The following is a 24677-nucleotide window of genomic DNA, read 5'->3' on the forward strand; positions in this document are numbered from 1 at the left end:
CCCCGAGCCCGGGGGTTCCTTCAAGCTTCCGGCTTACGTCCGCGAAGCGGGCGTTCTTCCGGCTCCCGGACGGCGTCCGGGCTCATTCCTCTTCGTCGCTGGCATCGTCCTCCAGGCGCAGGAAGGTCCGCCGGTAGTGGGCCAGCTCGGCGATGGACTCCCTGATGTCGTCCATGGCCAGGTGGACGTTGCGCTTGCTGAAGCCGACCAGGGCCCCGGGATTCCAGCGCTTGGCCAGCTCCTTCAGTGTCGAGACATCCAGGTTGCGGTAGTGGAAGAAGGCCAGCAGCTCGGGCATCTCGCGCTCCAGGAAACGGCGGTCCTGATGCACGCTGTTGCCGCACATGGGCGAGGCGCCGGGCGCGACATGCTCGTTGAGGAAGGCGAGCGTCCGGCGCTCGGCCTCGGCGGTATCCATGCGGCTCTCCTTGACCCGCTTGACCAGTCCCGAGGCGCCGTGAGTCTTCTGGTTCCAGTCGTCCATGGCCTCGAGCAGGCCGTCGGACTGGTGCACGGCGAGCACCGGGCCCTCGGCCACGACGTTGAGGTCGGCGTCGGTGACCAGGGTGGCCACCTCGATGATGCGCTCGCGATTGGGGTCGAGCCCGGTCATCTCCAGGTCGATCCATACCAGGCGCTGGGCGCGCGGGTCCTGAGTGTCTTGTGTCGCGGACATGGGGCCTTCCTTGCGGGGGCGGATGGCTGACGACAGCCGGGCCCGTTGGTGAGTACAATGCCGCCATTGTACCGACCTTCGGGCCATCATGAGCAAACGCAAGTTGAGCCGCCAGCAGCGCTGGCGCATCGAGAAGATCCAGGCGGAGCGGGCCAGGCGCGCCGAGAAGCGTGGCGACCAGGACACCGAGAAGCTCGCCGCCGGAGAATACGGCCCCGAACGGCAGGGCCGGGTGACCGCCCACTTCGGGCGCAGCCTGGAGGTGGCCCCCGCCGTCGGCGGGGAGCCGGTGCGCTGCCACCTGCGCGCCAACCTGGAGGGCCTGGTCACCGGCGACCGGGTAATCTGGCGAGCCGGCCAGGACGGCAGCGGCGTGGTAGTGGCCCGCGGGGTGCGCGACAGCGTGCTGGAGCGCCCCGATGCCCGAGGCCAGCTCAAGCCGGTGGCCGCCAACATCGACCAGATCCTGATCGTCTTCGCCGTGGAGCCCGAGCCCCATGCCAACCTGATCGACCGCTACCTGGTGGCCGCCGAGGCCACCGGGATCGCCCCGGTGCTGGTGCTCAACAAGATCGACCTGCTGCCGACCCAGGGCGGCCCCCTGCGCGCGCTGCTGGCGCGCTACGAGGCCCTCGGCTACCCGGTGGTCACCACCACCACCGCCCGGGCGGACGGCCTCGACGCCCTGCATGCGCGCCTCGCCGGGCGCACCTCGGTGTTCGTCGGCCAGAGCGGGGTGGGCAAGTCCTCGCTCATCGACCGCCTGCTGCCCGACGCGCAGCTGCGCATCGGGGCGCTGTCCGAGGACTCGCGCAAGGGACGGCATACCACCACCACGGCACGGCTCTACGTCCTCCCTCGCCCCGCCGCCGGCGCTTTCCAGGGGCCGGCGGCGGACGGCGCGCTGATCGACTCCCCGGGGATCCGCGAGTTCGGCCTGATCCATCTGGACGAGGGCCAGGTGGCCGAGGGCTTCATCGAGTTCCGCGACCTGCTCGGGCACTGTCGCTTCCGCGACTGTCGTCACCGCCAGGAGCCGGGCTGCGCGCTGATCGAGGCCGTGGATGAGGGCAGGATCCATGCCGACCGCTTCGCCAGCTACCGACGCATCGTCGACAGTCTCGACGAGACTTGAGATAAAGACGAAATATCCCGAGTGAGGAGAGCGCCATGAGTTCCGAAGCCAACCTGCTGCCGCTGATCGTCGAGCCCGAGCAGCTCGCCGAGCACCTGGACGCCCCTTCCCTGCTGGTCATCGACGTGCCGCTGAAGGCCGAGAGCCATGAACAGGGCCATGTGCCGGGCGCCGTCTTCCTGGACTTCAAGCGCCTGCTGCGCGGTGAGGGCGCGGTGCCCAACGAGGTGCCCGACGAGGCCGCCCTGTCGCGGCTGTTCTCGTCACTGGGCCTGACCCGGGACACCCACGTGGTGGCCTACGACGACGAGGGCGGCGGCTGGGCCGGCCGGCTGCTGTGGACGCTGGAGCTGATCGGCCATACCCGCTACTCCTACCTCAACGGCGGCCTGCACGCCTGGCGCGGGGCCGGCCTGCCGCTGTCCACCGAGACCATCACGCCGACGCCCAGTGACTACGAGGCCGAGATCCTCCATCCCGAGGTGGCCATCGAGCGGGCCGAGCTCGTCGAACGGCTGGGCGAGAAGGGCTTCGCCGTCTGGGATGCCCGCTCCCGGGCCGAATACGACGGCGAGAAGGGCAGCAACAAGCGGCTCGGCCATATCCCCGGGGCGGTCAACCTCGACTGGGTCGACGCCATGGACAAGGACCGCGACCTGCGCCTGCGCGACTATGCGGAGCTGATCACCGAACTCGAGGCCCTGGGCCTGACCCCGGACATGGAAGTGGTCACCCACTGCCAGAGCCACCACCGCAGCGGCTTCACCTGGCTGGTGGGCAAGGCGCTGGGCTTCGAGAGGATGCGCGGCTATGCCGGCTCCTGGCAGGAATGGGGCAACCGCGACGACACCCCGATTGAGAAGCCGTAAGCCGGAAGCTGGAAGCTGGAAGCTGGAAGCTGGAAGCTGGAAGACAGCATGTTGCAACCCGTCCTCAGGCCAGAGGGTTTACTTCCGGCTTCAAGCTTCCAGGCGCGAAGCGCCGCTCTTCAAGCTCAACACTTGATCTACGACACATCAACCGGAACGCCCCCTTCGTGACCCTAGCCAAGCTGTTTGCCCTGATCCAGTACCCGCTGCCCCATCACCTGCTCTCCCGCCTGGTGGGTCGCCTCGCCGACTGCCGAGTGCCCTGGGTCAAGGACCTCGCCATCCGCGCCTTTATCCGCCAGTTCAAGGTCGACATGGGCGAGGCCCACGAGTCCGACCCCGGCGCCTACCCGAGCTTCAACGCCTTCTTCACCCGGCCGCTGAAGGACGGCGCCAGGCCCATCGACGAGGGGCTGGTCTCCCCCGCCGATGGCACCCTCTCGCAGTTCGGGGCCATCGGCCATGGCCGGCTGATCCAGGCCAAGCGCCACGACTTCACCGCCGCCGACCTGCTGGGCGGTGACCTCGAGGCCGCCGGGCGCTTCCACGACGGCAGCTTCGCCACCGTCTACCTCTCGCCGAGCGACTACCATCGCGTGCATATGCCGCTCGGTGGGACCCTGCGCGAGATGGTCTACGTGCCCGGCCGGCTGTTCTCGGTGAACGCCGCCACCACCCATCACGTGCCCAACCTTTTCGCCCGGAACGAGCGGCTGGTCTGCCACTTCGACACCGCGCACGGCCCCATGGCCCTGGTGCTGGTCGGCGCCATGATCGTCGCCGCCATCGAGACGGTGTGGGCCGGCCAGATCACGCCCCTGCCCCGAGGCGGCGTGCAGCGCCTCCGCTTCGACACCCCGGTGCGCCTGGAGAAGGGCGAGGAGATGGGCCGCTTCAAGCTCGGCTCCACGGTGGTGATGGCCTTCGCCGAGCCGGTCGCCTTCGACCCTCTCGAGGTGGAGGGCAAGGTGCGCATGGGCCAGCGGCTGGGCGCCTTCGACGAGAAGCGGGATGCCACGCCTCGCCAGGAAGAGGTCTCGAGCCCGTCCTGACGGCCAGAGCCATGGAATAGGGCTAGGCTCTTGGGGTGGCGAAGGCCATCACCTCGGCCACGCTGGGCTTGCCCAGGGCCAGCTGGATCAGCCGGTCGAGGCCCAGCGCCACCCCGCTGCCGGCGGGCATCCCGGCCTCGAGCGCCGCCAGCAGGCGCTCGTCGACGTCCACCTCGGGCAGGCCCTGGGCGCGGCGGGCGGCGTTGTCCTCGATGAAGCGCGTACGCTGCTCCTCGGCGTCGGTCAGCTCGTCGTAGCCGTTGGCGAGCTCCAGGCCGTCCCGGTAGACCTCGAAGCGCGAGGCCACCCACTGGCCGTCCTCGGCGTCACGGTGGCGTCGGGCCAGGGCCACCTGGCTGGCCGGGTAGTCGACCACCACGTCGATACCGTCTCGTCCAAGATGCGGTTCGATTTCGAGGCTGATCAGCAGATCCAGGCAGTCGTCCCGGGACGCCTCCGCCATGTCGAGCCCCCCCTTGCCTTCGGCCAGGCGACGCAGGGCCTCGAGGGGCTCGCTGAAGGGGTCGAGGGCCAGGGTCTCGCGGAACAGCTCGCGGTAACGACGACGGCGCACGGGCCCGGGATCGCCCGGCAGGATGCGGCGGATCAGGGCCACGGTTTCCTCGATCAACCCGTCCAGGTCCAGTCCCGGGCGGTACCACTCCAGCATGCTGAACTCGAGGTTGTGACGCCTGCCCACCTCGCCGTCGCGGAAGCTGCGGGCGATCTGGAAAATGGGCCCACTGCCGGCGGCCAGCAGGCGCTTCATGTGGAACTCCGGCGAGGTCTGCAGCCAGAGCCGCTCCCGGCCCGCCGGGGTGGTCGCCTCGCAGGAAAGCGAGGCCAGGTGTACGTCGGTGCTGCCGCCGTGGCCGAGCACCGGCGTCTCCACCTCCCACACGCCGCGTTCGGCGAAGAAGGCCCGGACCTCGCCGATCAGCCGCACCCGCTCGCGCAGGGTCGCGATCTCGGCGGTGGGTCGCCAGTCGTCTGTCATGTTCCGACCTCCAGAACCGCCAAGGCCACGCCGCTGGCGTGGCCTTGGAACCGTGTCAGCCCAGCTTTAGCCCTCTCCGAGCGATGCTCAGACAAGGCGAATCCCGAGGAAGGCGGCGGAGTTTAGCAGCGCTAAATGAGCAAGCCGTCTCGGGATTCAACGCCGTATGAGCGAGCGCAGGAAGGGCCGCACTTCAGGCGCGGGAGACGTACTCGCCGGAGCGCGTATCCACCTTCAGCACTTCGCCCTCGTTGATGAACAGCGGCACGCGCACCACGGCGCCGGAGGACAGGGTCGCCGGCTTGGAGCCGCCCTGGGCAGTATCGCCCTTGAGCCCCGGATCGGTCTCGGTGACCTCGAGCTCGATGAAGTTCGGCGGAGTCACGTTGATGACGTTGTCGTTCCACAGGGTCACGGTGTAGGCGACCTGCTCCTTGAGCCACTTCTCGGTGTCGCCCAGGGCCTTCTTCTCCACCGGGTACTGCTCGAAGGAGCCGTCGGTGAGCATGAAGTACCACATCTCGCCGTCGTTGTAGAGGTATTCCATCTCCAGCTCGAGGACGTCGGCGCCCTCCAGGGATTCGCCGGACTTGAAGGTCCGCTCCCAGACCCGGCCGGTCATCAGGTTGCGCAGCTTGACGCGGTTGAAGGCCTGGCCCTTGCCCGGCTTGACGAATTCGTTCTCGACGATGGTGCAGGGGTCACCGTCCAGCATGACCTTCAGACCGCCCTTGAATTCGTTGGTAGAATAGTTCGCCATGTTGCTTTACCCATATTCGAGCGCGCCGCCGGCCGTGACCGGGGGCGCGCGATGCAAGATGATCTTCGTCGAGGGCCTCGCCCTCGCCCGCATTGACTGGTGTGTCGCATGATAACCCGAAGCCCCGTCCCTTTGCAGCGTCAGGCGCCCGAGGCCGCCGGCGGCCACTGGCAGGCGCAGCTCAGCGGTGCCGTCCGCACCCCCCGGGAGCTGTGCCGGCGACTGGACCTGGCGCCGGCCTGGTGGCCCGGGGCCGAGACCGGCCACGGGCTCTTCGCGGTGCGCGTGCCCGAGGCCTACCTGGCGCGCATTCGCCCCGGCGACCCGCATGACCCGCTGCTGCGCCAGGTGCTGCCGCTCGACGCGGAGGCCGAGACCGCGCCCGGCTATGTCGCCGATCCCCTGGAGGAGGCCGAGCATACCCCCAGGCGCGGCCTGATCCACAAGTACGCCGGCCGGGTGCTGCTGATCGCCAGCCCCGCCTGCGCGGTAAACTGCCGCTACTGCTTCCGCCGCCATTTCCCCTACGAGGAGAACGCGCCCTCCCGGCGCCAGTGGGACGAGACCCTCGAGTACCTGCGCGGCGATGCCTCCATCCGCGAGGCCATCCTCTCCGGCGGCGATCCCCTGGCGGCCAGCGACCGCCAGCTGGCCTGGCTGGTCGCCCGCCTCGAGGCCATTCCCCATCTCCGACGCCTGCGCATCCACACCCGCCTGCCGGTGGTGATCCCCGACCGCATCGACGCGGCCCTGCTCGAGTGGCTCGGCGGCACCCGCCTGCAGACGGTCATGGTGCTGCATATCAACCACGCCCAGGAGATCGACGACGCGGTGATCGACGCCTGCCGGCGGCTGCGCGAGGCCGGCGTGACCCTGCTCAACCAGAGCGTGCTGCTGCGCGGCGTCAACGACGACGTCGACACCCTCGCCGAGCTGTCCGAGCGTCTCTTCGAGGCGGACGTGCTGCCCTACTACCTGCACGTGCTGGACCCGGTGGCCGGCGCCGCCCACTTCGACGTCCCCGACGATGAGGCCCGCGAGCTGGTCGCGGACCTCAGGAAGGTGCTGCCGGGCTTCCTGATGCCGCGGCTGGTCCGGGAGATTCCCGGCGAGGCGAGCAAGACGCCGCTCTAGCTCAAAGCTCAAAGCTCAAAGCTCAAAGCTCAAAGCTGGAAGCTGGAAGCTGGAAGCTGGAAGCTGGAAGCTGGAAGACCAGCATGGTAGGGGGCCAGACTGAAGCAACCCCACCGGGACGACTCGATGGGGTTGTTCTTTCTTCAGGCTTCCAGCTTCAAGCTAAGGTAGCGGCCGTGACGTTCGGCGCCGGGGCCTCGGTGGAGAGCTTGCGGTTGATGGCGCTCATCACGCCCTTGATGGAGGCGCTGGTGATGCTCTCGTCGGTACCCACGCCGAACACCGCCTCGCCGCCGACGCGCACCTCCACGTAGGCGATGGCCTCGGCATCGGCGCCCTGGCCACGGGAGTGCTCGTGGTAGTCGATGATCTCCACGTCATGTCCCTCGGCGGCCAGGGCCTTGATGAAGGCCGCCAGCGGGCCGTTGCCCTGGCCCTGGATGGTGCGCCGCTGGCCACGCTCCTCGATGGTGGCCTCCAGGGACACGGTCGGGCTGTCCGGCTCGGAGGCCATGCGGTGGCTGATCAGGGCGAAGGGCTCGCGCTGCTCGAGATACTCGTCGACGAAGGCCTGGTAGATCATCTCGGAGGTGATCTCCTTGCCCAGCCGATCGGCGACCTCCTGCACCACCTGGCTGAACTCGATCGACAGCCGGCGCGGCAGCTCGATGCCGTGCTCCTGCTCCAGCAGGTAGGAGATGCCGCCCTTGCCGGACTGGCTGTTGACGCGGATCACCGCCTCGTAGCTGCGGCCCACGTCGAGCGGGTCGATGGGCAGGTAGGGCACCTCCCAGACGCCGTCCGGATTCTCGCGGCGCGCCGCCATGCCCTTCTTGATGGCGTCCTGGTGGGAGCCGGAGAAGGCGGTGAACACCAGGTCGCCCACATAGGGATGGCGGGGGTGCACCGGCAGCTGGTTGCAGTACTCCACCTCGCGCATGATCGGCGTGATGTTGGAGAAGTCGAGCCCCGGGTGGACGCCCTGGGTGTAGAGGTTCATGGCCAGGGTGACGAGATCGACGTTGCCGGTGCGCTCGCCGTTGCCGAACAGGCAACCCTCGACCCGGTCGGCGCCGGCCATCACGGCCAGTTCCGCCGCGGCCACCCCGGTACCCCGATCGTTATGGGGGTGCAGGCTGACGATCAGGTGGTCACGGTTCTGGACGTGGCGGCAGAACCACTCGATCTGGTCGGCGTAGTTGTTGGGGGTCGCGCACTCCACGGTGGCCGGCAGGTTGACGATCATCGGCTTGTCGGCGCTGCCGCCGTAGGTGGCCTCCACGGCGTCGACGATCTCCACGGCGAAGTCCATCTCGGTGGTGGAGAACAGCTCCGGGGAGTACTGGAAGGTCCAGTTCGTCTCCGGCGCCGCCACCATGTGCTCGCGGATCCGCGTGGTGGCGTCCACCGCGATCTGGATGCACTCGGCCTGGTTGACGTTGAACACCACGCGGCGGAACACCGGGTCGGTGGCGTTGTAGACGTGGACGATGGCGTTCTTCGCGCCCTTCAGGGCCTCGAAGGTGCGATCGATCAGGTGCGGGCGGGCCTGGGTCAGCACCTGGATGTGCACGTCGTCCGGGACCTTGTCGTTGTCGATCAGCGAGCGCACGAAGTCGAAGTCGGTCTGGGAGGCCGAGGGGAAACCCACCTCGATCTGCTTGAAGCCGATCTTCACCAGCAGATCGAAGAAGCGCTGCTTGCGCTCCAGGTCCATCGGGTCGATCAGCGCCTGGTTGCCGTCACGCAGGTCGACGGCACACCACTGGGGCGGCGTCTCGATGCGCCGGTTGGGCCACTGCCGGTCGGGCAGGTCGATGGCCACGAAAGGACGGTACTTGGCAGAAGGGTTGTCGAGCATCATGGTGGCGTTCTCCGGCGGCAGTCAGAAACGACGACGCCCCGCCTGCCGGGGGGCAGGCGGGGCGTCGTCGCGGTGTACGGTATCGACCATCGGCATCGCGCCCGTACGGCGGACAGCGCGAGACCCGGGGATGGGGACGATGGTCATGGCAATGGCAGGGACGGTGGTGGACATGTGACAACCTCGATTCGACCGTGACAGGTGGGCGATGCACACGGCATCACCCGGCGCGCTCAGTGGCGGGCTAGTAGTCGTAGGTCGAGAACGAGGTCGTACGATGTCATGTTCATGTGCCTAGAGAATCAGGCCGGGCGCGGCTTGTCAACTTTCCCCCCTCGCCGGCCAGGGCTATTGCAGTTAACCGTGCCGCTCGGGACTACCCCGGGGACAGGTCTCCGAGGGGGCGCTGTGAACCCTTCCCTGGGCGCTACCGACGCCATCCCTGGCGTAGGACCCCCTCTTCGACCTGTCCCCGGCGCTCCTCGCTGAGTTTAGCTGCGATTCCCCTGCCACGCTGGCCCCGCCACGGGCTCCGACTAGCCTCTACCTCCGGGCCTGTCGGAGCGGGCTCAGGTGGTTACCTCCGCCGCGTCGAGCAGGGTCAGCAGGTCGCGGGCATGATCGGCCGCCTCCTGGCCCAGGACGGTCAGGTAGCCGCCATCGGCCTGGGTGACCAAGCCCTTGCGAAACAGCCGCTGGGTGGCGGCGATCATCGACGGCTCGGCGCTCGAGTGCACCTTGATGCCCTCCTGGTGGTTGACCGGGCTGAACAGGCCGAGCACGTTGAGCTCGTCGAGCAGTTCCGGAGTATAGCGAAGCTGGGTCATGGCGCGTTCCTTGGTCTTGTTGGTGTGCCCCGACGCTACCCCGACAGGCCTCGCGGTGCCAGCAAAAACCGTCTCACGGCGCCTCCAGGTCACCTTGCCGGTAGCCAATCAGGTAGAGCACCGCATCGAGGCCCAGGGTCGAGATCGAGTGCCGAGCCTGCTGGCGGACCAGCGGCTTGGCCCGGAAGGCGATGCCGAGGCCGGCCGCGGCCAGCATCTTGAGGTCGTTGGCGCCGTCGCCCACGGCGATGGTCTGTTCCATGGTCAGCCCTTCGCGCGCGGCGATCTCGTGCAGCAGCAGTGCCTTGCGGTCGGCATCGACGATCGGCTCGCGGACCTCGCCGGTCACCTTGCCGTCCTCGATGACCAGTTCGTTGGCATGCACCTCGTCGAAGCCGAGCCTTTCCTGAAGGTGGCGGGCGAAGTAGGTGAAGCCGCCGGAGAGGATGGCGGTGCGATAGCCCAGGCGCTTGAGGTGATGCATCAGCCGCTCCAGGCCGTCCATCAGCGGCAGCTCCTCGGCGATCTCGGCGAGCACCGACTCGTCGAGGCCACGCAGCTTGCTCATGCGCTCGCGGAAGCTCTGCTGGAAGTCCAGCTCGCCGCGCATGGCCCGTCCGGTGATCTCGGCCACCTCGTCATAGACCCCGTGGCGGCGCGCCAGCTCGTCGATGACCTCGGCCTGGATCAGCGTCGAGTCCATGTCGAAGCACACCAGGCGACGATGACGGCGCCAGATGGAATCCTCCTGCAGGGCGATGTCGACGCCGTGCGCCGCGCCCAGCGCCAGGGCCTTCTCGCGCAGGGTCTCGAGATCGATGTCCTCGCCGCGCAGCCAGCACTCGACGCAGGCGCCCTGGATGGCGTCATGCTCGCCGGGGACGCCGCCGTCCAGGGGCTCGCGACCGGAGAGACGATGGATCAGCTCCACGGTGAGGTCCTGCTCGGCGGTCAGGGCCCCCACCTCGGCGAGGATCCCCGCCGGCAGGTGCGGCGCCAGCAGGGTCAGGATCAGGCGCGGCTGGCTGGCCTGCACGCTCCAGCGGTGGTAGTCCTCGGCACTGACCTGGACCGCCTGGACATCCAGGCCGAGGCTGTCCCCGGCGGCGGCCAGCGCCCCCTCGAGGTCGGCGTCGCGGTCGAGCCCCACCAGGGCCTCCAGCGAGAGGATGCCGAAGGTCACGCTCTGGTTGATGTCCAGCAGCCGCGCGCCGCTCTGGGCCAGGGCCTTGCCCAGGCCGGCGAGCTGACCGGGCCTGGCGGTACCGGTCGCGCGGATCAACAGTCGTCTAGTCATTGCAACCCCGATAGCTAGAAGCTCGAAGCTGGAAGCTGGAAGCCGGAAGTGTGCCGTTTTCCAGCGCCGAGCCGGGTTTTCTTCAAGCTTCAAGCTTCCGGCTTCAAGCTTTCCAATCGATCGACCTTCTGCAGGCCACGGGGCAGCTTGCTGCCGCGGCGACCGCGCTCCCCCCGATAGTAGTCGAGATCGGCGGCCTTCAGTGTCAGCTTGCGCTTGCCGGCGTGCACCACCAGCGCCTGGCCGGGGGCCAGCAGCGCCAGATCGCGGAGGAACTCCTCGCGGCGGGCGGCCCGGGCCCCGGGGATATCGAGCATCTTGTTGCCCTTGCCCTTGGCGAGCTCCGGCAGCTGGTCCAGCGGGAAGACCAGCAGGCGGCCCTCGTTGGACACCGCCGCCACGCTCACGCCGTCACCCTCGGGGACGACCAGCGGCGGTACCACGCTGCAGCCCTTGGGCACCGAGAGCACGGCCTTGCCCGACTTGTTCTTGCCGGTCAGGGCCTCGAGGCGAGCGACGAAGCCGTAGCCGCCGTCCGAGGCCAGCAGGTAGCGGGTGGCCGGCGGGCCCAGCAGGACACCGGCCATGTGCGCCCCGGCCGCGACGTTGACCCGCCCGGTGACCGGTTCGCCCTGGCTCCTGGCGCTGGGCAGGTTGTGGGCGGTCAGGCTATAGGCGCGCCCGGTGTCGTCGAGCAGCACCAGCGGCTGGTTGGTCTTGCCGCGGGCGGCGAGGTGGAAGCGATCGCCGGCCTTGTAGGACAGCCCCGCGGGGTCGATGTCATGACCCTTGGCGCTGCGGATCCAGCCCTTCTCGGAGAGCACCACGGTGACCGGGTCGGCACCGACGAGCTCGACCTCGGAGAGCGCCCGTGACTCCTCGCGCTCGACCAGCGGCGAGCGCCGCGGGTCGCCGTAGTCCTCGGCGGCGGCGCGCAGCTCCTCCTCGATCAGGTCGGTGAGCGCGGCCTCGGAGCCCAGCAGTTCCTCCAGGCGCGCGCGCTCGGCCTCGAGGTCGTCCTGCTCGCCGCGGATCTTCATCTCCTCGAGCTTGGCCAGGTGGCGCAGGCGCAGCTCGAGGATCGCCTCGGCCTGGCGCTCGCTGAGGCCGAAGGCCTCGATCAGCGCGGCCTTGGGCTCGTCCTCCTCGCGGATGATGCGGATCACCTCGTCGATGTTGAGGTAGGCGGCGAGCAGGCCCTCGAGGATGTGCAGGCGATCCTGGACCCTGCCCAGGCGATGCTCGAGGCGCCGGCGCACGGTGCTGCGGCGGAAGCGCAGCCACTCGCCGAGCAGCTCGGGCAGCGGCAGCACCCGCGGCCGGCCGTCCAGGCCGATCACGTTCATGTTGATGCGGGCGTTCTTCTCGAGGTCGGTGGTGGCGAACAGGTGCGCCATCAGCGCCTCGATGTCGACCCGGTTGGAGCGCGGCTCGATCACCAGCCGGGTGGGCTCCTCATGGGTCGACTCGTCGCGCAGGTCGGCGACCATGGGCAGCTTCTTGGCCTGCATCTGGCCGGCGATCTGCTCGAGCACCTTGGCGCCGCTGACCTGGTAGGGCAGCGCGGTGATCACCACGTTGCCCTCCTCCCGGGTATAGCGGGCGCGCATCTTCACCGAGCCGCGGCCGGCCTCGTAGACCTTGCGCAGCTCGGCCCGCGGGGTAATGATCTCGGCCTCGGTGGGAAAGTCCGGCCCCGGCAGGTAGCCCATCAGGTCGGAGGTGGTGGCCTCGGGGTGGCGCAGCAGGTGGCAGGTGGCCTCGACCACCTCGCCCACGTTGTGCGGCGGGATGTCGGTGGCCATGCCCACGGCGATGCCGGTGCCGCCGTTGAGCAGCACATGGGGCAGCCGCGCCGGCAGCACCACCGGTTCCTGCATGGTGCCGTCGAAGTTGGGGGTCCAGTCCACGGTGCCCTGGCCGAGCTCGGCGAGCAGCACCTCGGCGAACTTGGACAGCCGCGCCTCGGTGTAGCGCATGGCGGCGAAGGACTTGGGGTCGTCGGGGCTGCCCCAGTTGCCCTGGCCGTCCACCAGCGGATAGCGGTAGCTGAACGGCTGGGCCATCAGCACCATGGCCTCGTAGCAGGCGCTGTCGCCGTGGGGGTGGAACTTGCCCAGCACATCGCCGACGGTGCGCGCCGACTTCTTGTACTTGGCGCTGGCCGAGAGCGCCAGCTCGCGCATGGCGTAGACGATGCGCCGCTGGACCGGCTTCATGCCGTCGCCGATGTGCGGCAACGCCCGGTCGAGGATGACGTACATCGAGTAGTCGAGGTACGCCTTCTCGGTGTACTCGCGAAGGGACAGGCGCTCGACGTCGCCCTCCGCCACCTGGATATCCATGGTCATGGCAATTTGACCTTATTCACGATCGTGGAATCGTTTGGGGATTGTCCCACTGAAAACTCATCGGAGTCCGCGGCTTCGAATCGCGGCCTATCCGGCAACCGCCCTGGGCGGAGGCGCTGTAAACCCTTCCCTGGGCGCTACCGATGCCATCCATGGCATAGGACCTCCGCTGCGGGCTGTCCCCGGCGCCGCTCGCCTCGGTATTTCTTCCAGCTTCAAGCTTACGGCTTACAGCTCCCGGCGAAGCCGGGTCAGACCTCTATTTCGGCGAGATTGCCGTAGTCCTCCAGCCAGCTCTTGCGGTCGGCGGAACGCTTCTTGGCCAGCAGCATGTCCATCATCTCCAGGGTGCCGTCGCCGGCCTCGCGGGTCAGCTGCACCAGCCGGCGGGTCTCGGGAGCCATGGTGGTCTCGCGCAGCTGCAGCGGGCTCATCTCGCCGAGGCCCTTGAAGCGCTGGACGTTGGGGGTGCCGCGCCGGCCCTCGAGCTGGCGCAGGATGGCGGCCTTCTCGCTCTCGTCGAGGGCGTAGAAGACCTCCTTGCCCAGGTCGATGCGGTACAGCGGCGGCATCGCCACGAACACATGGCCGGCGTCCACCAGGGCCGGGAAGTGCCGCACGAAGAGCGCGCACAGCAGGGTGGCGATGTGCAGGCCGTCGGAGTCGGCATCGGCCAGGATGCAGATCTTGTGGTAGCGCAGCTTGGAGAGGTCGTCGCTGCCCGGGTCCATGCCCACGGCCACGGCGATGTCGTGGACCTCCTGGGAGCCGTAGATGTCGTGGGACTCGACCTCCCAGGTGTTGAGGATCTTGCCGCGCAGCGGCAGGATCGCCTGTGTCTCGCGGTTGCGAGCCTGCTTGGCGCTGCCGCCGGCGCTGTCCCCCTCCACCAGGAACAGCTCGCTGCCGGCCGGGTCCTGGCCCGAGCAGTCGGCCAGCTTGCCGGGCAGCGCCGGCCCCGAGGTGACCTTCTTGCGCGCCACCTTCTTGGCACTCTTCTGGCGGCGCTGGGCGGCGCTGATCACCAGGTCCGCCAGGGCCTCGCCCTGGTCGACGTGATGGTTGAGCCACAGCGAGAAGGCATCCTTGACCACCCCCGAGACGAAGCCGGCCACGGTCCGCGACGACAGCCGTTCCTTGGTCTGGCCAGCGAACTGGGGGTCGAGCATCTTCACCGAGAGCACGTAGGCGACCCGCTCCCAGAGATCCTCGGCGGTGAGCTTGACGCCCCGCGGCAAGAGGCTTCTGTACTCGCAGAACTCGCGCAGGGCCTCCAGCAGCCCCGAGCGCAGGCCGTTGACGTGGGTGCCGCCCTGGGGCGTGGGGATCAGGTTGACGTAGCTCTCGAGCAGCGGCTCGCCGCCCTCGGGCAGCCACTGGATGGCCCAGTCCACGCCATGCTCGTCGTCGGCGAAGTGCCCGACGAAGGGGGCCGCGGGCAGCACCTCGAAACCGTCGGTGGTCTGGGCCAGGTAGTCGCGCAGGCCATCCTCGAACTGCCAGACGCTCTGGGTACCGTCGGGCTCGACGAGGGTGACCTCGAGTCCCGGGCAGAGCACCGCCTTGGCCCGCAGCAGGTGCTTGAGCCGGGACAGCGACAGCTTCGGCGAGTCGAAGTAGCCGGGCTCCGGCCAGAAGCGCACCACGGTGCCTGTGGCGCGCTTGGCGGCCGAGCCGATCACTTCCAGGGGCGAGGCCTTCTCGCCGTGCTCGAAGGCCATGCCGTGGCGTTCCCCGCCCTTGAGCACCTCCACCTCGAGGCGCCGGGACAGGGCATTGACCACCGAGACGCCGACCCCGTGCAGGCCGCCGGAGAAGCGGTAGCTCGAGGCCGAGAACTTCCCGCCGGCATGCAGCTTGGTCATGATCAACTCGACCCCGGAGACGCCGTGTTCCGGGTGGGTGTCGATGGGCATGCCACGACCGTCGTCGCTGACCTCGACGCCCCCGTCCTCGAAGAGTCGCACGCCGATGGCTCGGGCATGGCCGGCCAGCGCCTCGTCCACGCTGTTGTCGATGACCTCCTGGACCATGTGGTTGGGCCGCGAGGTATCGGTGTACATGCCGGGGCGCTTGCGCACCGGCTCGAGCCCGGCAAGCACCTCGATGGAGCTGGCGCTGTATTGTGTCATGACGTCATCCGGTTGCTGTGCATGATTCCATTGCCTGCCCCCGGCGTTCAGTCCCGCGCCGCCACCCGGCCGGGGGCCAGGGCATGGCCGCCCTGGGCCAGGATCGCCGGCAGGTAGTCGGCCAGGGCGGCGAAGCCGTGATCGCCGCCCGGGTGCAGCACGGTCCTGGCCCCCTGGTAGAAGGCGAAGGCGTCGCCGGCCTCGAGAGTCTCGTCCGCGGTGCCCAGCAGCAGCAGGTAACGCCCCGGCACGATGCGCTCGGGCGTCATCGCCGCCAGCGCTCGCCGGTGGGCCTCCTCGACCAGGAAGCGCTCGCCGCTGTAGGGATTGACGAAGGCCTCGCCGACCCAGTCCGCCACCAGGCGCCCGGGAGCCACCGCCGGGTTGACCAGCACCCCGGGCAGGTCGTGGCGCTCGGCGAGCACCGTCGCCAGGAAGCCGCCCATGGAGCTGCCCACCACCAGCGGGTACTCGCCCAGCTCGGCCAGGCGGGCCGTCGCCGCGTCCAGCGCCTGGTCGGGGCGGTGCGGCAGGTCCGGGGTGGCACAGGGCAGCCCGAGGTCAACGCAGGCCTCCCGCATCAACGCCGCCTTGGGGGAGGCGCTGCCGCTGTTGAAGCCGTGGAGGTAGAGGACCCCGGTGGTCGGCACGCGCGGGCAGGCGGGACTCAGCATACCCGAACCCCTGTATATATGGCCAGCCCGATGGATCGCCCCGATCGCGCTGGCCTCATCGGCCATGCTCCGCCTCGGCCGACCAGACCGCCTCGATCAGGCCGCGGGTGGAGTCGTCCATGCCCTCGAGGCCGGTGCGATGCTCCAGGGTGTGCTGGGTCTCGCCGGCGATCTTCTTGCCCAGCTCCACCCCCCACTGGTCGAAGGGATTGATGTCCCAGATGGTCGCCTGGACGAACACCTTGTGCTCGTAGAGGGCGATCAACGCCCCCAGGGTCTCGGGGGTCAGGCGGTCGAGCAGCAGGGTGCTGGACGGCTGGTTGCCCCGGTAGTGCTTGTACTCCGGCCGCGGCCCGTCCTCCTCGATGGCATCGTCGCCGAGCATCAGCACCCGCGACTGGGCGAAGCAGTTGGCCAGCGTCAGGCGGTGCTGCCCCATCAGGTGATCGCGGGTGGCCGGATCGGGCACGTCGTCGTAGCGCACCCGGGGGGCGATGAAGTCGCACTCCACGGCCTGGGTGCCCTGGTGGAGCAGCTGGTAGAAGGCGTGCTGGGCGTTGGGGCCGAGCTGCCCCCACAGCACCGGGCAGGTGGAATAGCCGACCTGGTCGCCATCGTGGGTCACCGACTTGCCGTTGGACTCCATCTCCAGCTGCTCGAGGTAGGCGGCGAAATACTCGAGGCGGCCGTCATAGGGCAGGATCGAGTGGGCACGGATATCCAGGAAGTTGACGTTCCAGATGCCGGCGAGCGCCAGCAGCACGGGCAGGTTGTCGGCGAGCGCCGCCTCGCTGAAGTGGCGATCCATGGCATGCGCGCCGGCCAGCAGGCCACGGAACTGCGCCATGCCCACCACCAGGGCGATGGGCAGGCCGATGGCGCCCCACAGCGAGTAGCGGCCGCCGACCCACTCCCAGAACTCCAGCTGGTGGTCGTCGGCGATGCCCCACTCGGCCATCTTCTCGGGGCTCGCCGAGACACCGATGAAGTGCTGGCGCATCACCAGCGCCTCGTCGACGCCCTCCTCGCCGGCGGCACCCAGCAGCCGCGACTTGAGCCAGTCCCGCGCGGTGCGGGCATTGGACAGGGTGTCGATGGTAGTGAAGGACTTGGACGACAGCACGAACAGCGTGGTTTCGGGGTTGAGCCGGGTCAGGTAGTCGGCCAGCTGCGAGCCGTCCATGGTCGAGGCGAAGTGCACGTCGATACGGTGGACGCCCTCGGGACGGTAGTCGGCCAAGGCGTGGGTGACCATCAGCGGCCCCAGGTCGGAGCCGCCGACGCCGAGGTTGACCACGTCGCGGATCGGCTTGCCGGTGGCGCCCCGCCACTGGCCGGCGTGAAAGCGCTCGACCATGGTGGCCATGCGCTCCAGGGTGGCATGCACCGAGGGCACCAGGTCCTCGCCGTCGACCTCGAGGCGGGCCTCGGCGGGCAGGCGCAGGGCGGTGTGCAGGGCCGGACGGTCCTCGCTGCGGTTGACGCGTTCGCCGGCCAGCAGGCCGCGGATCGCCTCGGGGACCCCGGCGTCCCGGGCCAGGTCGAGCAGCAGGTCGAGGGTCTGGCCGGTCCAGCGCTGCTTGGAGAGATCGAGGGTCAGGCCGGCCGCGCTGCGGCTGAAGGTCTCGAAGCGGCCCGGCTGCTCGACGAAGAGGTCGCGCAGGTGCCGGCGTCTCATGCCGGCGGCATGCTCGGCCAGGGCACACCAGGCCCGCTGCTGGTCGATGGGGGTATGGCTCATGGAATTCCTCCTGGACATCCTGTCGTGCAGCCGACAACAGGGGAGCGTAGAATGGCGGGCTTCCAGCCCATGATTCCCTGCCTATGAGTGACGCATCTTACCGTGACGCCATCTTTTCCACACCCCTGGACCGGGTGGCGCGCTTTTCGTTCGACGAGCGGGTGGTGGCCTGCTTCCCCGACATGATTCGCCGCTCGGTGCCCGGCTACGGCCAGATCCTGGCCATGCTGGGCCCGCTGGCCCGGCGCCACCTGCGCCACGGCGGCCATGTCTACGACCTGGGCTGCTCGCTGGGGGCCGCCGGGCTGGCACTGGCCGGCCAGCTGCCGCCGGAGGCCTTCCGCTACACCGGGGTCGACCTCTCGCCGGCCATGGTCGAGCGGGCCGGGGAGACACTGGGCGCCGAATGTCCCGAGCACGCCATGTCGGTGGTCGAGGGCGATATCCGCGACCTCGACTACCGGGCCTCGGGCATGATCCTGCTCAACTTCACCCTGCAGTTCCTCGCCCCGGGGGATCGCGACGCCGTCATCGCCCGCCTCTTCGAGGCGCTCGAGCCCGGTGGCGTGCTGGTGCTCTCGGAGAAGGTCGTCGCCGAGGACGAGCAGGACAACGCCTGGCTGGTGGAACGCTACCACGACTTCAAGCGGGCCAACGGCTACAGCGAGCTGGAGATCAGCCAGAAGCGCACCGCCCTGGAGAACGTGCTGATGCCGGACACCCTGGCCGCCCACCACGCGCGCCTGGCGCGGGCCGGCTTCGCCCGTTCGCTGACCTGGTTCCAGTACCTCAACTTCGCCTCGCTGATCGCCTTCAAGGAGTGACCCGCACCGGCGAGGCGAGGAGCCTGTCGGACGCAACGCCGACCCGTGTCTTGCGTGACGATCGGCCGAATCCGACAGACTCCCGGGAGGATGCATGAGCGTATGGCTCGGCGGCCTGCTGCTGGCCGCCGTCACCGCCTGGCTGGCCACCGCCTGGCTGGCCACCGCCTGGTGGCACAGTCGCAAGCCGCTGCCCCAGGGCCTGCACGTGCGCGGCTCCTGGCGCCGCGCCGAGGCACTCGCCCTGCTGCTCGACGAGGCCTTCCTCGATGCTCGGGGGCAGCTGCAGCGCCACCAGACCATCTTCGCCGAGTGGCAACGGTTGATCGACCAGGCCCGCCGTCTGGTGGTGGTCGACCTCTTCATGCTCGACGACGGCCCCGTGGGACGCTCGCTCTGCCAGGCCCTGATCCGCCGCAAGACCCAGGTGCCGGGGCTCGAGACGGTGGTCCTGGTCGACCCCATCAATCACTGCTATGGCGGATGCCCCGCCCCCCAGCTCGAGGCGCTGCGCCAGGCCGGGATCCGGACGGTCATCTGCGACCTGACCCCGGGACGCGATCCCAACCCCGGCTGGACGGCCCTGTGGCGCGGCCTGTTCCGCCCGCTCGGCAACTCGCCGCGAGGCGGCTGGCTCCCCAATCCCCTGGGGGCCGGACGCGTCACCCTGCGCAGCTACCTGTCGCTGCTCAACCTCCACGCCAACCACCGCAAGACCCTGGTGGTCGACCACGGCGACGGCTGGCAGGCGGTGGTGAGCTCGGCCAACGCCGACAGCGACAGCCGCGACTACCGCAACGCCGCCCTGCGCCTGTCCGGACCCGCGGCCCTGGACCTGCTGCACAGCGAGCTGGCCCTGGCGCGCCGCTCCGGGCTCATCGGCACGCCACGCTGCCCCGCGCCGCCTCCCGCCGACCCTGCCCCCGCCCTGCCCCGCCTGCGACTGCTCACCGAGGGGGCCATCCGCGACGCCCTGCTGACGATCGTCCGCAAGGCGCGGCCCGGCGAGACGCTCGAGCTATGCGCCTATTACCTGGCCCACCGCCGAGTGATCCACGCCCTGCTCGCCGCGCATCGTCGCGGCGTGACGCTACGCCTGCTGCTCGACCCCAATGAGAGCCATTTCGGCCGCGCCAGCCCCGGCATCCCCAACCGCCAGACGGCCCGAGAGCTGGCCCGTGCGGGGCTGGCCATCCGCTGGAACGGCAACGCCCGGTCCCATGCCCACGGCAAGTGGCTGCTGCGCCACGGTGGCGGGCGCCCAGCCACCCTGCTGATCGGCTCGGCCAATCTCAGCCGTCGCAGCCTCGACGACCACAACTTCGAGGCCAATATCCAACTGGAGGCCCGCAACGACCATCCGGTGATTCGCCAGGCGCGGGAAAGCTTCGCCCGCTACTGGCATAATCGGCACGGCGAACTCCACAGCCGCCCTTTCCCCGAGCACGACGATGCCACCCTCTGGCGCTACTGGCGCTACCGCCTGATGGAGGCCAGCGGCTGGTCCACCTTCTAGGAAAGCCATGAGCACCACACCCCACCGAGACCTCTACCACGCCTTCGTCGACCAGGGCCTGGACACCTGGCTGGCACGCCTTCCCGAGCAGCTGGCCCGGGGCCTGGACCGCCAACGCTACGGCGACCTGCCGGCCTGGGAGAAGGCCGTGGCCAAGCTGCCGAGGCTGCCCGAGACACGTCGGGTGCACCTGGACGCCGACAGCGTGACGGTGGACGTCGAACTCGACGCCTCGCGACGCCGTCAGAGCGAGAACCTGCTGCGGGTCCTGGCGCCCTGGCGCAAGGGGCCCTATCGGCTCGGCGGGGTGCACATCGACACCGAATGGCGCTCCGACTGGAAATGGCGACGGGTGGCGCCTCACCTGGCGCCGCTGACCGGCCGGCGGGTGCTCGACGTGGGCGGCGGCAACGGCTACCACGCCTGGCGCATGGCCGGCAGCGGGGCCGCCTTCGTGCTGGTGATCGATCCCTCGCCGCGCTTCTACTGGCAGTTCCAGGCGGTGCGCCACTTCGTCGGCGATGCCGACGGCGGCGTGGTGCATTTCCTGCCGGTGGGCATCGAGGAGGTGCCCGAGGACCTGGCCTTCTTCGACAGCGTCTTCTCCATGGGCGTGCTCTACCATCGCCCCTCGCCGCTCGAGCACCTGCTGCAGCTCAAGGCCGCGCTGCGTCCCGGCGGCGAGCTGGTGCTGGAGACCCTGGTGGTGGAGGGCGACGCCACCACGGTGCTGCTGCCCGGGGAACGCTATGCGGCCATGCCCAACGTCTACTTCCTGCCCTCCTCCGCCGCCCTGTGTGGCTGGCTCGAGCGCTGCGGCTTCGACAACATCCGCGTGGTGGACGAGGCCGACACCTCCCTGGACGAGCAGCGCGCCACCGACTGGATGACCTTCCAGTCGCTGGCCGACTTCCTCGACCCCGACGACCCGACCAGGACCCGCGAGGGGTACCCCGCCCCGCGCCGGGCGGTGCTGGTCGCCAACCGGCCGCGTTGAGCGTTTAGCCACGGCCGAGCATCGCCCCCGCCCACGCCGTGGTCCGGCACATCGCTCGAGCGTCTTTCCGTTCGGCATGGCGCCTGCACCACGGGCGGGGACTGTGGCAGACTCGGGGTTCCCGGCAGCCAAGCAAGGAGCGCAAGCATGGGCATTCTATCGTGGATCCTGTTCGGCCTGATCGCCGGCATCATCGCCAAATGGATCATGCCGGGCAGGGATCCGGGCGGCATCATCGTCACCATCCTGATCGGCATCGCCGGTGCCTTCGTGGGCGGCTGGCTGGGCTCCATGGTCGGCATGGGGTCCATGGGCGACTTCAGCCTGGGCAGCTTCATCACGGCCGTGGTGGGCGCCGTCATCCTGCTGGGGGGATACAGGATGCTCAAGAAGGCCTGAGCCCCGGATCTGGGCACCTCGACCAGAACGGAACCTACGAAGCCGCTCCCGCAGCGGCTTTTTCGTCTCGAGGAACCTCCCCTGCCCCCTCCGGAGCGACACAGGCCATGGCAACATCGCCATCATTGGAAAAGTCAACGCCGCAGGATCGCCAGCCACCGCCCCAGGTTGAGCAGACTGGCCAGGGACGCGGCCACATAGGTGAAGGCGCAGGCGGTAAGCACATGACGGGCACCGGACATGTCGTAGGCCGGGATGTAGTCCTCGAGCAGCGGCAGGGCACGCTGGAAGCTGGCGTCCCACTCCACCGGCAGGGTGATCAGGTGCACCAGGGCCGCGGTGCCGAAGCTGATCACCGCCGCCAGCACCATCAGCAGGGTGCCGCCGGGCATCCGGGTGACCACCAGCAGCACCGGCGCCGCCATCATCAGCAGGGCGCCGAGCTTCTCGGCCCGCTGGGCCAACTGGACCAGTCGGGTGCGCGCCGCCAGCGGCGCATAGCCCTGATGGTGCTGGATGGCATGCCCCACCTCATGGGCCGCCACCGTCACCGCGGTGAGCGAGCGCCCCGCGTAGTGCTCCCGTGCGAGCCGCACCCGTCGGGCCCGGGGGTCGTAGTGGTCACCGCCCTCGGTCATCTCCACCCTCACCCCCTCGATGCCGAGTCGCCTGAGCAGGTGCTCGGCCAGCTCGCCCCCGGTGCCGGGGTAGTCGTCCCGCGGCGCGCCATGACGCCTGAGCACCCACCGGGCCCAGAGGTTCGGCAGCAGGAAGAGGGCCAGCAACAGGACGATGGCCAACAGGATCATCGGCGAAGACTCCACCAGCGGAGATGCGACATTGGACCCAGCCTGGCAGCACCGGTTTCCCCGCCACGCGACCCGTCGATGAAACGCAGCGGGCCCGGCGACCAGGGGTCGCCGGGCCCGCGCTGGCGGCCAGGGCCGATCGCTACTTCAGCAACTCGCGAACGTCCTTGGCCTCCCAGTGCGGGAAGTACTTGCGCACCAGGGCGTTGAGCTCGACCTCGAAGCCGGCCCAGTCGACCTCGCCCGGCGCCACCTCGGTGCCGGCGTCGGCCGCACCGCGGATCATGCCCGCGCCCACGGTGATGTTGGACAGCCGGTCGATGACGATGAAGCTGCCGGTGCCCGGGCTGCGCTCGTAGGCGTCGATCGGCACCTCGCCGGTCAGCGCCACCCGGCAGCGGGCGATGGCGTTGAGCTCGAGGCGCTCGGCCTGATGCCGCTCCAGGGTGTTGACGTCCACCTGATAGTGGATGGTCTCGACCCGCCCGGGCACCGAGCGCCCGGCGAGGCGGATGTCGACCTGGCGGCCCGGCTCCAGGGCCTGCTCGCTCATCCACACGACGTCGGCATCGAAGGCCGCGGCCTCGGTCACCTCGGCGTCGGCGGCCACGATCCAGTCGCCGCGGGAGATATCGATCTCGTCCTCCAGCGTCACGGTGATCGCCTGGCCCGGATAGGCATCGTCCAGGTCGCCGTCGAAGGTGACGATGCGCTCGACCGTCGAGGTCTTGCCCGAGGGCAGCACCTTGATCGCCTGGCCGGGGCGCAGGATGCCCGCTTCCAGGGTCCCGGCATAGCCGCGGAAGTCCAGGTTCGGCCGGTTCACGTACTGCACCGGCAGGCGCAGATCGGTGAGGTTGTGGTCGGCCCGCACCTCGACGCTCTCGAGCAGCTCGAGCAGCGCCGGGCCGTCGTACCAGCCCATCGCCTCGCTCTTGTTGACCACGTTGTCGCCCTTCAGCGCCGAGAGCGGCACGAAGCGGATGTCGTCGGCGCCCAGCTGCTCGGCGAAGGCGCGATACTCGGCGGCGATCTCGTCGAAGCGCGCCTGGCTGTACTCCACCAGGTCCATCTTGTTGACCGCGATCACCAGGTGGCGGATGCCCACCAGGTCGGCGATGAAGCTGTGCCGCTTGGTCTGGGTCTGCACGCCGTAGCGGGCGTCGATCAGGATCACCGCCAGCCCGGCGGTGGACGCCCCGGTGGCCATGTTGCGGGTGTACTGCTCGTGCCCCGGGGTGTCGGCGATGATGAACTTGCGCTTGTCGGTGGAGAAGAAGCGATAGGCCACGTCGATGGTGATGCCCTGCTCCCGCTCGGACTGCAGGCCATCGACCAGCAGCGCCAGGTCCACCTCCTCGCCGGTGGTGCCGCTCTTCTTCGACGCCTGGGTGATGGCCGCCAGTTGGTCGTCGAAGATCATCTTGGAGTCGTGCAGCAGCCGGCCGATCAGGGTCGACTTGCCGTCGTCGACGCTGCCGCAGGTGATGAAGCGCAGCAGGTCCTTGTTCTCGTGCTCGTGCAGGTACTGCTCGATGTTGTCGGCGATCAGTGTCGATTGATGTGACATGTTAGAAGTACCCCTCGCGCTTCTTCTTCTCCATCGAGCCGGCCTGGTCGTGGTCGATGGCGCGGCCGCTGCGCTCGCTGGTGCGGGTCAGCAGCATCTCCTGGATGATCTCGGGCAGGGTGGTGGCCCTGGACTCCACCGCGCCGGTCAGCGGGTAGCAGCCGAGCGTGCGGAAGCGCACCCACTTCTCTTCCGGCACCTCGCCCTCCTCGAGCGGCAGGCGGTCGTCGTCGACCATGATCTGCATGCCGTCGCGCTCCACCACCGGACGCGGCGCGGAGAAGTACAGCGGCACGATGGGGATCGACTCGAGGTAGATGTACTGCCAGATGTCCAGCTCGGTCCAGTTGGAGAGCGGGAAGGCGCGGATCGACTCGCCCTTGTTGACCCGGGCGTTGTAGAGGTTCCACAGCTCGGGACGCTGGTTCTTGGGATCCCAGCGGTGATGCTTGTCGCGGAAGGAGAACACGCGCTCCTTGGCGCGGCTGGCCTCCTCGTCGCGGCGCGCGCCGCCGAAGGCGGCATCGAAGCCGTACTTGTCCAGCGCCTGCTTGAGCGACTGGGTCTTCATCACGTCGGTGTAGCCGCTGGAGCCATGCTCGAAGGGGTTGATGCCCGCCTCGACGCCTTCCTGGTTGATGTGCTCGATCAGCTCCATGCCGGATTCCGCGGCCATGCGGTCGCGGAACTCGATCATCTCGCGGAACTTCCAGGTGGTGTTGACGTGCATCAGCGGGAACGGCGGCGGCCCGGGATAGAAGGCCTTGCGCGCCAGGTGCAGCATCACCGAGGAGTCCTTGCCGATGGAATAGAGCATCACCGGGTTGGAGAACTCGGCCGCCACCTCGCGGATGATGTGGATGGACTCGGCTTCCAGCTGCTGCAGATGGGTCAGCCGCCGCGGCGTCAGGCCGGCAGCGGCACTGCTGCCCTCGGCCGTGACGGCACTATCGCGTGTCGGTGCATGAAGACTGTTCATGGCCCGGCTACCTCGCATGACATGGGCGGATTGGGATCATGCGGCAGAGGGTATCGTCATGACGATAATAACGT

At 69.0% G+C, this 24677-nt stretch carries 21 protein-coding genes; 8 read left to right on the top strand and 13 right to left on the bottom strand.

What is annotated here, in order from left to right; all coding sequences use genetic code 11:
- Nucleotides 1–82: 82 nt before the first annotated feature.
- A complete protein-coding gene (orn, locus tag OCT48_RS14090) occupies nucleotides 83–676 on the bottom strand; it encodes an oligoribonuclease (protein WP_263589761.1) in 594 nt (197 codons plus the stop codon).
- An 88-nt stretch (nucleotides 677–764) separates the two neighbouring features.
- Between orn and rsgA the strand changes: the two genes are divergently transcribed.
- The 3 genes from rsgA to asd all read left to right on the top strand — a co-directional run bounded on the left by rsgA (nucleotide 765) and on the right by asd (nucleotide 3732).
- Nucleotides 765–1811 (top strand): small ribosomal subunit biogenesis GTPase RsgA, encoded by a 1047-nt coding sequence (rsgA, locus tag OCT48_RS14095; RefSeq protein ID WP_263589762.1) that lies wholly within the window; start codon nucleotides 765–767, stop codon nucleotides 1809–1811.
- Between the two features lie 35 nt (nucleotides 1812–1846).
- On the top strand, nucleotides 1847–2680 hold the full coding sequence (locus OCT48_RS14100; RefSeq protein ID WP_263589763.1) for a sulfurtransferase: 834 nt from the start codon (nucleotides 1847–1849) through the stop codon (nucleotides 2678–2680).
- 167 nt (nucleotides 2681–2847) lie between these two features.
- Complete coding sequence (gene asd / locus OCT48_RS14105; protein ID WP_263589764.1) at nucleotides 2848–3732, top strand: archaetidylserine decarboxylase; 885 nt, start codon at nucleotides 2848–2850, stop codon at nucleotides 3730–3732.
- 22 nt (nucleotides 3733–3754) lie between these two features.
- On the opposite strand, the gene epmA is transcribed toward asd, so the two are convergent.
- On the bottom strand, nucleotides 3755–4729 hold the full coding sequence (gene epmA, locus OCT48_RS14110) for an EF-P lysine aminoacylase EpmA (RefSeq protein WP_263589765.1): 975 nt from the start codon (nucleotides 4727–4729) through the stop codon (nucleotides 3755–3757).
- A gap of 193 nt (nucleotides 4730–4922) precedes the next feature.
- Complete coding sequence (efp, locus tag OCT48_RS14115; RefSeq protein WP_263589766.1) at nucleotides 4923–5489, bottom strand: elongation factor P; 567 nt, start codon at nucleotides 5487–5489, stop codon at nucleotides 4923–4925.
- Nucleotides 5490–5597: 108 nt separating this feature from the next.
- On the opposite strand from efp, the gene epmB reads away from it, so the two are divergent.
- Nucleotides 5598–6623, top strand: coding sequence for an EF-P beta-lysylation protein EpmB (epmB, locus tag OCT48_RS14120; RefSeq protein ID WP_263589767.1), 1026 nt, complete (start codon nucleotides 5598–5600; stop codon nucleotides 6621–6623).
- Nucleotides 6624–6780: 157 nt separating this feature from the next.
- On the opposite strand, the gene leuA is transcribed toward epmB, so the two are convergent.
- From leuA to pgi, 7 genes are all read right to left on the bottom strand, one after another.
- On the bottom strand, nucleotides 6781–8487 hold the full coding sequence (gene leuA, locus OCT48_RS14125) for a 2-isopropylmalate synthase (protein ID WP_263589768.1): 1707 nt from the start codon (nucleotides 8485–8487) through the stop codon (nucleotides 6781–6783).
- A 569-nt stretch (nucleotides 8488–9056) separates the two neighbouring features.
- Complete coding sequence (locus OCT48_RS14130; RefSeq protein ID WP_263589769.1) at nucleotides 9057–9314, bottom strand: TIGR02647 family protein; 258 nt, start codon at nucleotides 9312–9314, stop codon at nucleotides 9057–9059.
- Nucleotides 9315–9387: 73 nt separating this feature from the next.
- On the bottom strand, nucleotides 9388–10611 hold the full coding sequence (gene serB, locus OCT48_RS14135) for a phosphoserine phosphatase SerB (RefSeq protein ID WP_263589770.1): 1224 nt from the start codon (nucleotides 10609–10611) through the stop codon (nucleotides 9388–9390).
- Nucleotides 10612–10700: 89 nt separating this feature from the next.
- Entirely contained in the window at nucleotides 10701–12962 is a 2262-nt protein-coding gene (gene parC, locus OCT48_RS14140) for a DNA topoisomerase IV subunit A (protein WP_263589771.1), read from the bottom strand.
- 251 nt (nucleotides 12963–13213) lie between these two features.
- Entirely contained in the window at nucleotides 13214–15094 is a 1881-nt protein-coding gene (gene parE / locus OCT48_RS14145) for a DNA topoisomerase IV subunit B (protein ID WP_263589772.1), read from the bottom strand.
- 47 nt (nucleotides 15095–15141) lie between these two features.
- Complete coding sequence (locus OCT48_RS14150) at nucleotides 15142–15768, bottom strand: YqiA/YcfP family alpha/beta fold hydrolase (RefSeq protein WP_263589773.1); 627 nt, start codon at nucleotides 15766–15768, stop codon at nucleotides 15142–15144.
- 55 nt (nucleotides 15769–15823) lie between these two features.
- Nucleotides 15824–17509: a glucose-6-phosphate isomerase gene (gene pgi / locus OCT48_RS14155; protein WP_263589774.1), complete on the bottom strand. Its 1686-nt coding sequence runs from the start codon at nucleotides 17507–17509 to the stop codon at nucleotides 15824–15826.
- 83 nt (nucleotides 17510–17592) lie between these two features.
- Between pgi and cmoA the strand changes: the two genes are divergently transcribed.
- The 4 genes from cmoA to OCT48_RS14175 all read left to right on the top strand — a co-directional run bounded on the left by cmoA (nucleotide 17593) and on the right by OCT48_RS14175 (nucleotide 21245).
- A complete protein-coding gene (gene cmoA, locus OCT48_RS14160) occupies nucleotides 17593–18333 on the top strand; it encodes a carboxy-S-adenosyl-L-methionine synthase CmoA (protein ID WP_263589775.1) in 741 nt (246 codons plus the stop codon).
- A gap of 94 nt (nucleotides 18334–18427) precedes the next feature.
- The gene (locus OCT48_RS14165) at nucleotides 18428–19849 is read left to right on the top strand and encodes a phospholipase D-like domain-containing protein (protein WP_263589776.1); all 1422 of its coding nucleotides are present in this window, start codon (nucleotides 18428–18430) and stop codon (nucleotides 19847–19849) included.
- 7 nt (nucleotides 19850–19856) lie between these two features.
- Nucleotides 19857–20846: a tRNA 5-methoxyuridine(34)/uridine 5-oxyacetic acid(34) synthase CmoB gene (gene cmoB / locus OCT48_RS14170; RefSeq protein ID WP_263589777.1), complete on the top strand. Its 990-nt coding sequence runs from the start codon at nucleotides 19857–19859 to the stop codon at nucleotides 20844–20846.
- A gap of 147 nt (nucleotides 20847–20993) precedes the next feature.
- The gene (locus tag OCT48_RS14175; RefSeq protein ID WP_263589778.1) at nucleotides 20994–21245 is read left to right on the top strand and encodes a GlsB/YeaQ/YmgE family stress response membrane protein; all 252 of its coding nucleotides are present in this window, start codon (nucleotides 20994–20996) and stop codon (nucleotides 21243–21245) included.
- 134 nt (nucleotides 21246–21379) lie between these two features.
- Here OCT48_RS14175 and OCT48_RS14180 read toward each other — a convergent pair whose 3' ends face one another.
- From OCT48_RS14180 to cysD, 3 genes are all read right to left on the bottom strand, one after another.
- Nucleotides 21380–22054 carry a zinc metallopeptidase gene (locus OCT48_RS14180; protein ID WP_263589779.1) on the bottom strand — a complete coding sequence of 225 codons (675 nt, stop codon included), beginning with the start codon at nucleotides 22052–22054 and terminating at the stop codon, nucleotides 21380–21382.
- A gap of 142 nt (nucleotides 22055–22196) precedes the next feature.
- Nucleotides 22197–23624, bottom strand: coding sequence for a sulfate adenylyltransferase subunit CysN (gene cysN, locus OCT48_RS14185; RefSeq protein ID WP_263589780.1), 1428 nt, complete (start codon nucleotides 23622–23624; stop codon nucleotides 22197–22199).
- A gap of 1 nt (nucleotide 23625) precedes the next feature.
- Complete coding sequence (gene cysD / locus OCT48_RS14190; RefSeq protein WP_412031011.1) at nucleotides 23626–24603, bottom strand: sulfate adenylyltransferase subunit CysD; 978 nt, start codon at nucleotides 24601–24603, stop codon at nucleotides 23626–23628.
- Between the last annotated feature and the right edge of the window lie 74 nt (nucleotides 24604–24677).

The sequence above is a fragment of the Halomonas sp. M4R1S46 genome, assembly GCF_025725685.1.
Classification (GTDB): Bacteria; Pseudomonadota; Gammaproteobacteria; order Pseudomonadales; family Halomonadaceae; genus Halomonas.